At 39.4% G+C, this 14,559-nt stretch carries 14 protein-coding genes; 2 read left to right on the top strand and 12 right to left on the bottom strand.

Features of this window, described 5'->3' with window-relative positions:
• Positions 1-237 precede the first annotated feature (237 nt).
• The 12 genes from A9479_RS00500 to A9479_RS00445 form a co-directional block, all read right to left on the bottom strand.
• Complete coding sequence (locus A9479_RS00500) at positions 238-735, bottom strand: hypothetical protein (protein ID WP_156520086.1); 498 nt, start codon at positions 733-735, stop codon at positions 238-240.
• Between the two features lie 11 nt (positions 736-746).
• On the bottom strand, positions 747-1,085 hold the full coding sequence (locus A9479_RS00495; RefSeq protein ID WP_064662428.1) for a hypothetical protein: 339 nt from the start codon (positions 1,083-1,085) through the stop codon (positions 747-749).
• A 55-nt stretch (positions 1,086-1,140) separates the two neighbouring features.
• Positions 1,141-1,494, bottom strand: a complete 354-nt coding sequence (locus A9479_RS19895; protein WP_036956032.1) for a hypothetical protein — start codon at positions 1,492-1,494, stop codon at positions 1,141-1,143.
• Positions 1,494-2,516 (bottom strand): hypothetical protein, encoded by a 1,023-nt coding sequence (locus A9479_RS00485; protein WP_064662427.1) that lies wholly within the window; start codon positions 2,514-2,516, stop codon positions 1,494-1,496. The genes A9479_RS19895 and A9479_RS00485 overlap by 1 nt, the downstream gene beginning before the upstream one ends.
• Before the next feature lie 146 nt (positions 2,517-2,662).
• Positions 2,663-2,869: a hypothetical protein gene (locus A9479_RS00480; RefSeq protein ID WP_064662426.1), complete on the bottom strand. Its 207-nt coding sequence runs from the start codon at positions 2,867-2,869 to the stop codon at positions 2,663-2,665.
• Positions 2,870-2,923: 54 nt separating this feature from the next.
• Complete coding sequence (locus A9479_RS00475) at positions 2,924-3,115, bottom strand: hypothetical protein (RefSeq protein WP_064662425.1); 192 nt, start codon at positions 3,113-3,115, stop codon at positions 2,924-2,926.
• Between the two features lie 51 nt (positions 3,116-3,166).
• The gene (locus tag A9479_RS00470) at positions 3,167-3,457 is read right to left on the bottom strand and encodes a hypothetical protein (RefSeq protein ID WP_064662424.1); all 291 of its coding nucleotides are present in this window, start codon (positions 3,455-3,457) and stop codon (positions 3,167-3,169) included.
• Entirely contained in the window at positions 3,438-5,468 is a 2,031-nt protein-coding gene (locus A9479_RS00465) for a hypothetical protein (RefSeq protein WP_064662423.1), read from the bottom strand. The genes A9479_RS00470 and A9479_RS00465 overlap by 20 nt, the downstream gene beginning before the upstream one ends.
• Positions 5,469-5,820: 352 nt before the next feature.
• A complete protein-coding gene (gene gcvP, locus A9479_RS00460) occupies positions 5,821-8,712 on the bottom strand; it encodes an aminomethyl-transferring glycine dehydrogenase (RefSeq protein WP_064662422.1) in 2,892 nt (963 codons plus the stop codon).
• 152 nt (positions 8,713-8,864) lie between these two features.
• Complete coding sequence (gene gcvH / locus A9479_RS00455; protein WP_008112430.1) at positions 8,865-9,254, bottom strand: glycine cleavage system protein GcvH; 390 nt, start codon at positions 9,252-9,254, stop codon at positions 8,865-8,867.
• Between the two features lie 76 nt (positions 9,255-9,330).
• Positions 9,331-10,413: a glycine cleavage system aminomethyltransferase GcvT gene (gene gcvT / locus A9479_RS00450; RefSeq protein WP_008112433.1), complete on the bottom strand. Its 1,083-nt coding sequence runs from the start codon at positions 10,411-10,413 to the stop codon at positions 9,331-9,333.
• A gap of 118 nt (positions 10,414-10,531) precedes the next feature.
• Complete coding sequence (locus tag A9479_RS00445) at positions 10,532-11,131, bottom strand: hypothetical protein (protein ID WP_064662421.1); 600 nt, start codon at positions 11,129-11,131, stop codon at positions 10,532-10,534.
• A 126-nt stretch (positions 11,132-11,257) separates the two neighbouring features.
• Here A9479_RS00445 and A9479_RS00440 point away from each other — a divergent pair, with 126 nt between their 5' ends.
• Both A9479_RS00440 and A9479_RS00435 read left to right on the top strand, forming a co-directional pair.
• Positions 11,258-12,115, top strand: a complete 858-nt coding sequence (locus A9479_RS00440) for a LysR family transcriptional regulator (RefSeq protein WP_064662420.1) — start codon at positions 11,258-11,260, stop codon at positions 12,113-12,115.
• A gap of 243 nt (positions 12,116-12,358) precedes the next feature.
• Complete coding sequence (locus A9479_RS00435; RefSeq protein WP_064662419.1) at positions 12,359-14,515, top strand: TonB-dependent receptor; 2,157 nt, start codon at positions 12,359-12,361, stop codon at positions 14,513-14,515.
• The last annotated feature ends 44 nt before the right edge of the window (positions 14,516-14,559 follow it).

Genomic DNA, 14,559 nt, shown 5'->3' with positions numbered 1-14,559 from the left:
TTCATCAAATGATAAAACGCATTTTCATACTCTATTCGCAACGGCCTAGACATAGCGATTCACTCAATAAACTATAAATCTAGAACTTTGATATCTGAAGTCAAGATTTGACCCCTTTGGTTCTTTCAATAAACTTTAAACTATAAATCTAGAACTTTGATGTCTGAAGTCAAGATTTGACCCCTTTGGTTCAAATTGCAGTAGCAGTACACGTTACATATACGATTTAGGTTACCCTCATTTGTTTTTGTTACTAAAGCTTTTTAAGTATTCCATTTGCTTTTTTTGCCGTCTTTTAAGCCTTTTAATAACATTAACACTCACCTTTAAATACTTACTTTTAAAAAGTAGCAATGTAAATGAATTAAAAATCATAAATAAAAATGAAAGTTCTAAACCATTAAATGAACGTTCATTTTTTTGCTCAAATATTAAACCCAAAATATAAATGAGGGGCACAACTATAGAGCACCCAGCAACTAAGCGGTAAACTTTAATAACCCAGCTTCTACCTGTAGATATGAGCGCCCCAAGAAAGATAAACACGCATATGCCAATAAAAAACCCGATAGCCCTAGGCCCTAGCTCATTTACAGTATCATAAGGCCAAAGCATAACTAATATTGTAAATGCTAATGATGAGTAGCTAATAACGCTTGATACAATAGCTAAAGCACAGACTAAGCTGTATTTTAGTTTTAATATTGAATGACTCTGTAAGTTAGTAGCTCTCATTCCTCTTACCATCACCTAAAGCCATTATTCAAAAATACAGATGAAAACATTAATAGTGCGCAAAGCATAAAAATTACAAAATACACTTTAAATAATCTCGAGACGTAAGCTGGTACCTTGTTTCTATCACTTAATAAATTATACCGTTTTGCATACCAATCAAATAAAAATACACTGCCATAATGAAGTAAACCATGAAGCGCCATAAAAATATTTAGGGAATAGTAGCGATTTCCATGCTCTAAAATATCTTCAACCGTTCTGAGCTTTTTTCCTTTTAAATAAAAAGCTAAAGGTAAAAGAATGATAAAAATAACACTTAAGCCAATACCAAAAAATATCAAATCCATTATTTAATCAACAAAAAAGAAAAGCAGTTAATCTAAACAAAGAAAAGCAGTTAATCTAAACAAAGTAGGCCATTAAGCATGCTAATAAAAACATAAGGCTAAATGTTATAAACAAAATATAATAAAGCTTAAACCACATCTGCAAATTTTTGGGTACCTTTTCTCTCTCCTCTATTACCTTATAACGTCTAGCATACCAATCGAATAGAAATATAGAACCGTAGTGCAATGCTCCGCTACCAGCAGTTATGATATTTAATGAGTAAAAACGATTTCCATCATCTAGAACATCCTCTACCAACCGTGTTTTTTTATCTTTTATAGCTATTAAAATTGGTAATATTATAAAAAAGAAAAGACCCGCAGATGTAAGAAACAGAGTTAAAAACCACAACTTAATAGGCTCCATTACTTTTCAACAACCTCATATATTAACTCGCCTGCAACCCCTCCAGAATAACCTCCAACAGAGCCACCTAGAACACCGCCTGCTCCGCCCGCAACAATACCACACCATAAAAGACTCGTTCCTCCGGATGGTAAACCAAAAACTACATTACATAATGAATAGCCTCCAAGATAGCCTAACCCAGCACCACCTAAAACAGCACCTCCAGCCTTACCTGTCTCAACATACTTGGCCTTGGTACAAGCTTGCTCATTTCCCTCTGTGCATGCTTTTATGATATTTGCACTGGCCTCGACACCTGTCAGCGCAATTCCAACATACCCAACTCTTTTTAGGTTTTTGGCCATATTGGCTACAGTTTTGTAGTTTTGGGCAAATTCAGGAATACTTTTAGCCACCCCTCCTTGTTGTTGCCAATGATGTATCATGCTTTTAGAGCTTAACCCTAAATTTCGTCTTATATCACCCGCCACTAAACTTCCGCCCAAGGCAGGTTGAGCAAAGCGACTTAGAGCCGTATCTAAGCGAGTAAAAAGAAGTTTGCGTCTATGAAAAAACTGTTGATTATTTAAGTTACCATGCGCATTGTATTGATTAACGTATGTCTTTTCTAATTCCTTTAAAATCGCTTTAACTTGCCCAACATGTGAGTTCCATGAGTTGTTAGCAACACCTAAATACAACCCATTATACTTAGCGACGTTACTAAGTAGCTCATAACGTTTAGAAAGTATTTCTTTTTCATGCTCATCAAGCTCTCTTAGCTTTTTATCTACATCAAGGGCTGAAGCTTGAAATTGCTGTTCTAGCTCAGTGCATTCCATTGTATTGATTGGAGATATCAATACGATCTGCCCAGGTTTTGCATAGCCATCAACAATGTGTGAGTTTACAAATTTAAAGTGTTTGAATGTCTTTTCAGAGGGGGTGTTATAGAGTGCGATTATTAAAGCATCGATACTCATTCGCTTTTCTACAATATGAATAGCGTAGTCGTTTGGTACTAAGAATTGGTTAGTCATGTCCGCTCCTTGCGTTATTAATTTTCCCTAAAAAAGCATACTACAGCATGTAGTAATTTGTGCTGTCTCAATGCTTACATATTTTGAAAAGTGAATCAATAAAACATTTCTAAGCTCATGAGAAGTACAATTTATAAAAAACTATATTAACTTAAAAAAAGTGGATGAAAGCGCTTCACTGTCATTAAACAATATGAATGTACTTCAATATTAAAGCGAAGGCTTGCTTGCTCAATGCAATGTAAAAAATACTTAAAGTCGTTATCACTTAAAAAGATATTTTCGCGCCCTCTTCCACGATTCATTACATGATAAAACGCATTTTCATACTCTATTCGCAGCGGCCTAGACATAGTAATTCACTCAATAAGCAGTAAACTATAAATCTAGACCTTTGATGTCTGAAGTCAAGATTTGACCCCTTTGGTTCTTTGGTTCCATTTATCGCACCAAGCATCAGGGCATAATTCGTCTGGGTTATCAGGGTCGTAACCCAAATTAAAACCTAAACCATCTCCTCTGGCTAAGTGTTGGCAAATGAAAGTTGCGTTAGAGTTGCCGTGAGTATCGCAAGCGATTTTACTATCATGGTTAGACACTAAATTACATCCATCCTTTGGTTAATTCGGGTAGTTTGCTTTGTGAGATAGTTACTCGGCATACTTCTCTAATGCTTCTTTAAACTGTGAATCACACTCGTCCTTAAAAACTTTTCTTTCATCAAACAATTTAAGGAGCTTTTCATAAATATTAGAGTAAATTATCTTATGAGCATCATTGCCAATTTTACTCTCTCGTGGGTCATCCATAAAAAACTCGTTTTCTAATGCATGATCAACTATTGATAACAGATCTTCTTTTGTTATCTGTTCTATCGAGTTCCATTGCTCTCCATCGATAGAATACTCAGCTTTCAGTTCATTAATTCTTAAGTATTTCATATGATTTGCCTCTATCCTTGTATGGTTCTATGCCTGCCTCTAAGCAGTTAAGTTGAATTGTATGATTTGGATGAATCTCCCCATTGGGGTTTTTTAAGTGCTTATCATTTGGATAACCAGAATAAATGTCGTACTCGACCTCTCCATTCTTCACCTCTTTCTTCGTGTATAACAAATAATCAGGTTCGATAGACGCGCCAACAGTACTGTTATGTGTAACAACTACAACTGGCATTTGCTTAGATAAATCCTTTATCAATTTGTTTACTTTGTTCAACAAGAAAATATTATCAAAGGATGACTCCGGTTCATCTATCAAAAGTATGTCATATTTATAAGCATCTTTAATACTTTGAAGTAATCTAAATTCAGAGCGCTCACCGCCAGAAACCTTATAACCATTGTTGTTTAAAACTTCATACTTAATGCGTGAAAAAAACCTGTAATAATCACTTGAGTCTACTGAGTCGTTTTCTTTTAAAGTTTGTAAGAATTGGTAAGGGTTAAAGTATGATTTATATGCATCAGTAAACGATCCAACATTTCTATTCACGGCTCTCAATTCCCCAGCACCACTATATTGGCCTTTTCTAGCTACAACCTGAAACCCCTGAACATATTCAATAGTCTCATCTGCTGGTTGCCTTAAAGAATCTGAAATTTTTGAAAACTTTCTCACCTTTTGTCTGTCAATTGCACTCTGGTATAAATCAACTTCTGAGATTGGAGTTGTGGCAGACTGAACGTTTAATTGCGCCTGAATGTCTTTAACGATCCCATTAACAAATATCTTTTCCTTATTTACTTTATAAAGCAGCCTATATTCGTTAACTAATTCTGATAGTAAATTAACTAAATTATTCCGATCTATATTTTTATCAACTATCTCTTTATAGGCCACATTATCTAGTAGTACTTGAGTTGCCTTAATTAAGCTTGTTAAAGAATCCGTGCTTGTAGGCTTAAACTTTTCTTCATTGAACATTGAAGTCGAAGAATAGGAGTCATGTCGGTTTTTATTAAAAGCAAATGTTTTTAATGATTCTAAGTAATTTCCTATTAACTTATCTGAATAATCAAGATCTATATGCTCAACTTCTTCAACAACAGATTTAAATTCTTTTAGATAATCCTCGATATAAGAGCGCCTACCATTTCTCAACTTTTCTTCAAATTTTGATTCATCTTCAGATTCACTTTTTTCTAGCAATTCAAACTGCTTTATATATTTTACTTCTTCGTCTAAAGCCCCTTCCAAAATCGAATCAAGTGTATGTGACTTTCCGCTTGATCTTTGCCCTAGAATCACATTAAGACCAGTCGAGATTTGTACACGCCCATCTAGTATTGAAAAAAAGCTATTACCTTCAAGCTCTGACAGAAACAACTTGTCTCTATTTCTAATTGTAAGTTTTAAAGATTGAAAACTAAGTTCACCTAGATCCACATATGTTTGTCTAGTAGGGAACTGCTTAAGCCCATCCTTGGCTCTCAAATCACTGAATAAAACAGGTGGCAACTTCGCCCCTTGTTTCATCGCATAAAGAAACTTCTTAACACTACGTACTTCTCCACAGTCTAAAAAGTCACCAAACTTATCAAGTGTTTGCTTATTAATTGCGGGGGATTTATCGATATGAGGTATCAAAATGTAATTAGATAAATCACCAAAAATTTCAACAAATCGATTAAAATCTATGTGCGTTTTAGCATCTGGTATATCTTGATTAACCAATTCGCATTTCTTTGTGAATTCATCTATCTCAGAAGGGTCACAAATCACTAATATATGTCCCCCCTCAAGATCTACTTCAATCCCCGGTAATACAAGTATTCCTAAGTGCTCACATATTTTTAAGTATTGGGTTTTATCAAACGTATTGTGATTTGTTATGGCAATACAATCTAACTTTGCTGAAGCAACATATTTTGAAAGCGCATCAATAGAAAACTCAAAATAACTATCGCTAGGTGTTGATATTGTATGCAGGTGCAGATCAATTTTTTTCATATTTTATCCCTACCTATGAAATACATGTAATTTTTAAAGAGTTATGAATAACAAACTAACAAAAACCGTAATTTTGTCCACAAAAAAAGGTGAGCACTAGACTCACCTTTTCTATTCTTTATGAGTCACAAACTATATTCGACTCACAAACTACCAAAATAAAGTCACAGACTTTATTAGAGTACGACAATTGGAGAATCGTTGGGTTTCGTTTCACTCAACCCAACCTACATAAGCATTTGAAATGGTTTTTCACCACACACAAAAAAGCCGTTGCATTGCTGCAACGGCTTTTATAATTTCGATAAATCCCACTCTACAGTGGAACTTACTACCCATTAAAGTTCAAAAATTAGTCGCGGTATGTCTCAATCGGAGGACATGCACATACTAAATTACGGTCGCCGTATACGTCATCGATACGCGTAACCGTTGGCCAGAACTTATCTTTAGCAACTGCTGGGACTGGGAATGCAGCGTAAAAACGGTCATACGCGCGGTCCCATTCATTACCTAACACATCAGCTTGTGTGTGCGGTGCAAATACCAATGGGTTGTTTTCGATAGACCATTCACCAGAAATGATTTTATCAATTTCACCTTTAATCGATACCATCGCTTCGATAAAGCGGTCAATCTCGCCCTTAGACTCAGATTCAGTTGGCTCAATCATTAATGTGCCCGCTACTGGGAACGACATTGTTGGTGAGTGGAAACCATAATCTTGTAAGCGCTTAGCAACGTCCATTTCAGTAATGCCTGAGGCTTCTTTTAATGGGCGTAGGTCAATAATACATTCGTGAGCAACGCGATTATTACGGCCACGGTATAAAATTGGGAAGTGCTTGCTTAGCTCATTGCTTAAGTAGTTAGCATTTACAATCGCCATTTCTGTCGCTTGTTTTAAGCCCTCAGAGCCCATCATGGCAATGTAAGCCCATGAAATAGGTAAAATAGCTGCAGAGCCGTAAGGCGCTGCCGATACTGCACCATTTCCTTCATTAGTACCTGGTACGTTAATTACGCTGTGGTTTGGCATAAATGGCGCAAGGTGCGATTTAACACCAATTGGGCCAACACCTGGGCCGCCGCCACCGTGTGGAATACAGAAGGTTTTATGTAAGTTTAAGTGCGATACGTCTGAGCCAATGAAGCCTGGGCTAGTAACACCTACTTGCGCGTTCATGTTTGCGCCATCCATGTAAACTTGGCCACCATGCTGGTGAACAATTTCACATAATTCACGAATCGTTTCTTCGTATACACCGTGGGTAGATGGGTACGTTACCATGGCACATGATAGGTTTTCAGAGACTTCTTCAGCTTTCGCTTTTAGGTCTTCCATATCGATGTTGCCATTTTTATCACAGTTAACAACCACAATTTTCATGCTGGCCATTTGTGCCGAAGCTGGGTTAGTACCGTGTGCAGAACTTGGGATTAAACATACGTTACGGTGCGCATCCCCTCGTGACTCGTGGTATTTACGAATTGCGATTAAGCCTGCGTATTCACCTTGTGCACCTGAATTTGGTTGCAATGAAACCGCATCGTAACCGGTAATGTTAACTAGCCAATCGTGTAGCTCGTTAATCATTACTTGATAACCCTCTGCTTGGTCTAGCGGGCAGAATGGGTGAAGGTTTGCAAATTCAGGCCAGGTAATTGGGATCATTTCAGCGGTCGCGTTTAGTTTCATGGTACATGAACCTAACGAGATCATAGAATGATTAAGCGCTAAATCTTTGTTTTCAAGGCGCTTAATATAGCGAAGCATGTCTGTTTCGCTGTGGTAGCTGTTAAAGTTTGGATGCGTTAGTATTTCATCATCACGCACTAGGCTTGCAGGAATAGAGTCGCTGCCATTTGCTTCAACATCAGCAGCAATCGCATCTACGCTTAGGCCATGGCCTTCGCCTAAAATAATATCAAATAACTCGGCAACGTCTGCACGGGTTGTGGTTTCTGATACTGAAATTGAGTATTCACCCGCATGGTTAGTAGCAAAGTTAACACCTTTAGCTACAGCACGCGCAATCACGTCGGCTTTGTTTTCATCAACTACGGTTAATGTGTCAAACCAAGTAGTGTGCTTAAGTGCCACACCTTTTGCTTTTAAGCCAGTTGCTAAAATATCAGCAAAACGGTGAATGCGTTGTGCAATGGTTTTTAAGCCTTGCGGGCCATGGTATACCGCATAAAACGCAGCCATGTTCGCTAGTAATACTTGCGCAGTACAAATGTTTGAATTGGCTTTGTCGCGGCGAATATGTTGCTCGCGGGTTTGCATTGCCATACGTAATGCATCGTTACCTAAACGGTCTTTTGATACACCAATAATACGACCTGGTAATGAACGTTTGTACGCATCACGTGTTGCAAAAAATGCAGCATGTGGGCCGCCGTAACCCATAGGTACGCCAAAACGTTGTGCTGAACCCAGTACTACGTCGGCGCCTAATTTACCGGGTGCTTTTAATAGTAATAAGCTCATGATATCGGCAGCTACACAGGCAATCGCTTTTTTGCTTTGTACGCCAGCTATTAGGTCTGTTATGTCAACAATTTCGCCTGATGTTGACGGGTATTGGAATAACGCGCCAAAAATATCGTGGTTCACAGCATCGGCCGCTTTACCTACAATAATTTCAAAACCAAATTGCTCTGCACGGGTGCTCACTACGTCAATGGTTTGCGTGTGTACGTCGTCGGCAATAAAGAACGCATTGGCTTTTTTAGCTTTAGATACACGTTTTGCAAGGCCCATAGCCTCGGCTGCAGCGGTTGATTCGTCAAGCAGTGAGGCACTTGCTAAATCTAGGCCGGTAATATCTAGGGTCATAGTCTGGAAATTTAATAGTGACTCTAAACGCCCTTGTGCAATCTCTGGCTGATACGGTGTGTACGCTGTGTACCAACCCGGATTTTCAAGTACATTACGTAAAATTACGTGCGGTACGTGAGTTGGGTGGTAGCCTTGGCCAATATACGATTTGAAAACTTTATTCTTGCTTGCTACTGATTTTAAGTAGCTTAGTGTTTCAACTTCGGTGTGGCTTTCGCCGATATTAAGACCTTGCTCAAGACGAATACCAGCAGGTACAGTTTGACCGATCAGCTCTTCAACGCTCGATACTTCAAGAGCGCTAAGCATGTCGTTTACTTGCGCTGGGCTTGGCCCAATATGGCGGCGAATAAAATCTTGCTTTTGCTCTAATTGTTCAAGAGATTTGGCGTTTGACATGTGTCCAGATTCCTATGATCCAAATACTAATGGGTAACTAGTATTGATTAAAATATGTGATGATTTAGCTGCTTACTTTGTATGGAAAAATAAGCGCTTTAATCATAAAAGCCCCAATGTTTTAACATAGAGGGGCTTTTATTAATTAACGATTAGTCTTCGTCAATTGTATGCGCGTAACCTTCAGCGTCTAATAAGTTATCTAACTCAGACTCTTCTGACGCTTTAATGCGGAATAACCAACCGTCGCCGTATGCGTCGTTGTTTACTGTTTCAGGCGCATCTTCTAGCTCTTCGTTAATGGCAACAATTTCACCGCTAATTGGCGCGTAAATGTCTGATGCCGCTTTTACTGACTCTGCTACTGCACAGTCTTCGCCAGCATCTACTTCGTCGCCTACTTCTGGTAATTCAACAAATACCATGTCGCCAAGCAGTTCTTGTGCATGCTCAGAAATACCAACAGTGTAAGTGCCGTCGCCTTCGTTACGAACCCACTCGTGTGAAGGTGCGTATTTTAACTCGCTAGGGATATTGCTCATTTTTTTCATCCTTTGGTTTAGATTGGGAGAATACCAATGAATAAGGCTAACTTATTTATTGGTATAACCAAATTATTTAGATTATTGATTTACCGTTACGTACAAAGCCCGATTTAACTACTTTTACGTTAACTAATTTTTTACGCATTTCTACTTGAGCTGTGTCGCCGGTTGAACGTGGCACACGTGCTAATGCAACACTATAGCCCAATGTTGGTGAGAATGTACCAGATGTAATAACACCTTCGCCACCATCAACAATTACTTTAGAACCACTGCGTAGTACGCCTTTTTCTTCAAGAATAAGACCTACTTGCTTGTGAGTACTTTTTTCTGCACGTTGTTTTACCAAAACATCACGACCAATAAAGTCACGATCTTCTGGTTCCCATGCAATAGTCCATGCCATGTTAGCTGCCAGTGGTGATACGCTTTCGTCCATATCTAGGCCGTAAAGGTTCATACCTGCTTCTAAACGCAGTGTATCGCGCGCGCCTAAGCCCGCAGGCGCTACACCGGCATCAAGCAGTTGCTGCCATAAATCGGCTGCTTGCTCGTTTGGTACTACAATTTCATAACCGTCTTCGCCAGTATAACCTGTTGTAGCAATAAATAAATCACCGGCTTGAACACCAAAAAATGGCTTCATGCCTTCAACTGCAGCTTGCTGGTCTGCGTTTAATACCTGGGCTGTTTTAGCACGTGCATTAGGGCCTTGAACCGCAATCATGGCGTATTCTGGGCGCTCAGTAACCGTTACAGCAAAGTCACTCGATACCTTAGCTAAATGTGCTAGGTCTTTTTCACGGGTCGCTGAGTTAACCACTAAGCGATAAAATGTTTCGCTAAAGTAGTAAATAATTAAGTCGTCAATTACACCACCTTGCTCGTTAAGCATGCCGGTGTAAAGCGCTTTGCCAGGTACTGTTAATTTAGCAACGTCGTTAGCCACAAGCTTGCGTAAAAATGCTTGTGCTTGCTCACCTTGTATATCAACAATGGTCATGTGCGATACGTCGAACATGCCCGCATCGTTACGTACGGCGTTGTGTTCTTCTATTTGTGAACCGTAGTTAATTGGCATTTCCCAGCCATGAAAATCAACCATTTTTGCCCCGGCTTCAAGGTGCTTTGCATGTAATACTGTTTTAGAAGTCATAATATTCCTTCACTTTTAAATTAACCCATGTGTGTGGGCGTGGCCTCAATTAAATGAGGGGGAATAACATGGTAGCCATTAATACGCCTACCAAATTGTAATCTTTAACTTTTACTCGTTAGGCTGCTTGCGTGTTGTTAACACTAAAGCCCTGTTGCTGCATATACTGTTGCCACTTATCAAGCGTGGCTGTTTTAGCAATAACAATAAACTGCTGTTCGTTGTTTTGATCTACCGCGGTAACAAACACGTCTCCACTTTGCGCGCCATAACAAAGCTGCGCATCAGCAAGGCGTAAGCCAGGGGTTAATTTAAACGCATCAACTAAGGTATCAAAGGCGTTGCTACCGGTTAAGGTAAAGGTTGCTAAATCGGTGCGTACCACAAAGTCGATATCGTATCTAAGCTGTTGCTCGTTAATAAGCGATTGTAATTGCAGGCTGGCATTAACTGGAAGCACAAATCGAAAGGCGGTTTCGCTAAAGTAGTAAACGGCGTAGCTAAAATCAGAATTTAAATCGCCATCCAATGTGCCTTTGAAACCAAAGCCACTGGCGGTTAGTTTGGTGAGGTCATGACCTAAAATAGCACTTAAAAATACCGATGCTTCACTGCCACTAAAATCAATAACAACGTGGCTGTTATTAGCTTGTAAGGCATTAATAACCGCGCTGTTAGCGTTGCTATGGCGGGCAAACATTATCGGGTTAAAAGTCATAACAAATACCTATCTATCTTTAATAGCAAAAGTATATTGCGCAAGGCTTACAACAACAAATTGTAATTACTTATCAATTGATAAATAATACTTATATATATAGCCATATAAATAGTAATTTTAAATATGAAAAACATTTCAACCGACAGTTTACGTACATTTGTTATGGTGGTTGAGGTAGGTGGATTTGCCAAAGCAGGCGATTTACTTGGCCTTTCGCAACCGGCGGTAAGCTTACAAGTAAAACGTTTAGAAGACTTATTAGGCTATAAATTATTTAAAAAGCAGGGGCAACGCCAAGTACTTAATCAATATGGTGAACTGTTACTGCCTATGGCAAAACAAATGGTGCAACATAACGATGCCATTTTACAGTTATTCACCTCAGAAAGTGTCACTGGTAAAGTGCGCCTGGGGATCCCTAGCGAATTTGCAGCACGTATTTTGCCCTCCATTATTGGCGACTTTGTGGCGCTCTATCCTGAGGTATCACTTGAAGTAAAATCACGTTTGAGTAAACACTTACTTTCGGATGAGCGCCAAGATCAATTTGATTTAGTACTGGCGCTAAATGAGCAGCTTGACTCAGAAAAGTTCCCTATTTTTATTCAAGACCAATTAGTGTGGGTTGGCGATCTTTCACTGGCGCAAAATGAAACCGTTACCTTAGTAACAGCACCTGAAGGCTGTATTTATCGCCGCAGAGCAACCCAAGCGCTTGAAAAAGCAGGTATTAAATACCGTATTGTTTACAGCAACGCCGATTTAACCGGTTTAATTGCGGCATTAAAAGAAGGTTTAGGTATTACTGTATTGGCAAGAAGTACGGTGCCGAACGATTTAACCTATCAATTACACACTAAAAATTTACCTGCGCTCGGTAGCATTGGCATTAGTTTAGTTAAAACTGCCCGCGAACCTGAAAACGCCGTGTTTAAACTCGCTGAGTTTATTAAGCTACGCTTAGGTTACCCCACTCCTTAAATAACCTGAACTCTGGATAATAAATCTATCTCAAGCAACGTTCAGGTTAAATTAACCGCCACCAGCCAATACATTATGTTGGTTTTATAAAGCAAAGCTAAACACTTAGTTAAAAATGTTATAAAAATAGCGTGTTTTTACGGCAAATGTAAATATAACTAAAACTTAATAATATTGATTCTCATTCGTTAACATGTTTAAATTACGCCAATTTTAGTAGTTGAACTATTTTTAGGGTAATCAATGTCACATAAATTTTTAGTTTCCTCGTTAACTGCAGCCGTAGCGCTGTCTTTAAGTGCTACAGCAATGGCAAAAGATGCCGGCGGCGTTGAACGCAACTTTGAACAAATTACCGTTATTGGCTCACAAGCAGCAATTAACGATATTCCAGGATCGGCTACGTTTATTTCAGATGAAGAATTGCAAAAATTCGAATTTACCGATATTTCTCGCGTATTAGCATCTGTACCAGGTGTATACGTTCAAGAAGAAGATGGCTATGGTCTGCGTCCTAATATTGGTATGCGCGGGACAGGTACTGGCCGTAACGATAAAATTTCTGTGATGGAAGACGGCGTACTTGTTGCTCCGGCTCCTTACTCTGCGCCATCGGCTTACTACTTCCCGACTATGGGTCGTATGGAGTCAATTGAAGTGCTAAAAGGTGCTGCCTCTGTTAAATACGGCCCGCGTACAACTGGTGGTGTATTAAACTTACTTTCTCGCAGCCTGCCAACTGAGCCAAATAGCTCAACAGGCATGCTAGATGCTGCCCTTGGTAGCGATGGTTACTACAAAGGTCACGCTTACTTCGCAAAAGAAAAAAACAACACTGCAGGCTTAATTGAAGTGTTTTCTTACGGCGCTGATGGCTTTAAAGAATTACCAGTAGGCGATGACAACACAGGTTTTGAAAAAAACGACGTATTGGTAAAGTTTGGCCATACCTTTGGTGAAAACGATGCGCATAACATTGAGTTCAAAGTAAAGTACTCTGAAGAAACATCAGACGAAACTTACATGGGTTTAACCGATGCTGATTACCAACAAAACCCGTACCGTCGTTACGCAGCATCACAAAATGATGAAATGAACACTCGCCATAATGCATACCAAGTAAACTATGCATACCGTTTTGGTGAAGGTTATGAAGTTTTAGCAACCGCTTATCTAAACGACTTCCACCGTAACTGGTACAAAGCAAGCAGTGTTGGTTCAAGCACACTTGAGCAATACAGCGAGTTTGAAGCAAACCCAACAGCTGCGGGTATTGAAAACATCGGTGTTAAAGCCAATAACCGTGACTACCAAGCAAAAGGTGTGCAGTCTGAATTACACATTCCAGCGGGCGATCACTACATTACGGTTGGCGTACGTTACCACGAAGATGAAATGGATCGTTTCCAGTGGGAAGACAAATACACGCTTAATCAAGATTTAAGCATGACTCTTACCTCACAAGGCGCACCTGGCTCTAATAGCAATCGCTTAGACAGCGCAAAAGCAAGCACCCTATTTATTCAAGACGAATGGACAATGGATGCATTAGTAGTGAGCGCAGGTCTGCGTTATGAAGACATTACTATTACCCGTGAAGAGTGGGCGAAATCAGATCCAACTCGTAGCCAAGGCTTAACGAAAGATATCTCTAACGATACTGAAATTTTAGTACCGTCTTTAGGTGCTACTTACACACTTAACGACAACGTGACGTTACTTGCTGGTATTCAAAAAGGTTACGCCCCTGCAGCACCGGGTAATGCCGACCAAGACGAAGAAGAAAGCGTCAACATCGAGTTTGGCTCTCGTTTTAATGCGGGCGGTTTTAACGGTGAAGTAATTGCGTTTTACTCTGATTACGACAATATGCATGGTAACTGTACTGCATCAGTAGGTTGTAATGACGATAACATTGGTGACCAATACAACTACGGTGAAGTAGAAGTATCGGGCTTTGAATTTAGCGCAGGTCGTACGTTTAATACTGCATCGGTTGCGTTCCCAGTAAAATTCACTTACACCTACACAGATTCAGAATTTAAAAACACGTTTGATTCAGAAATTTGGGGATCAGTAGAAAAAGGCGATGCAATGCCTTACGTACCTGAGAACCAAGTTGCTTTATCGTTTGGCGCAGAAGTGAATAACTTTGTTGTTAACAGCCAAATACGTTACGTGTCTGATGCACATGCTGATTTAACTAACTCAGGCTTAAATGCGATTGATAGCCGTGTTGTATGGGATTTAGCTGCTAAGTACTTAATCGACGAAAACCAAAAAGTATACCTAAGCGTAGATAACCTGTTTGATAAAACCTACATTGCTAACCGTGCAAATGGCGGTATTCAACCTGGTAAACCGCGTTCAGTACAAATGGGCTACTCTTACAGTTTTTAATAAAGTGCTAACTTAAAAGTACAAAAAAGCCGAGGTTGATTAAA

Source organism: Pseudoalteromonas sp. MQS005 (assembly GCF_001661605.1).
Lineage (GTDB): Bacteria > Pseudomonadota > Gammaproteobacteria > Enterobacterales > Alteromonadaceae > Pseudoalteromonas > Pseudoalteromonas tetraodonis.
This window is presented reverse-complemented; position numbering and strand designations above follow the sequence as displayed.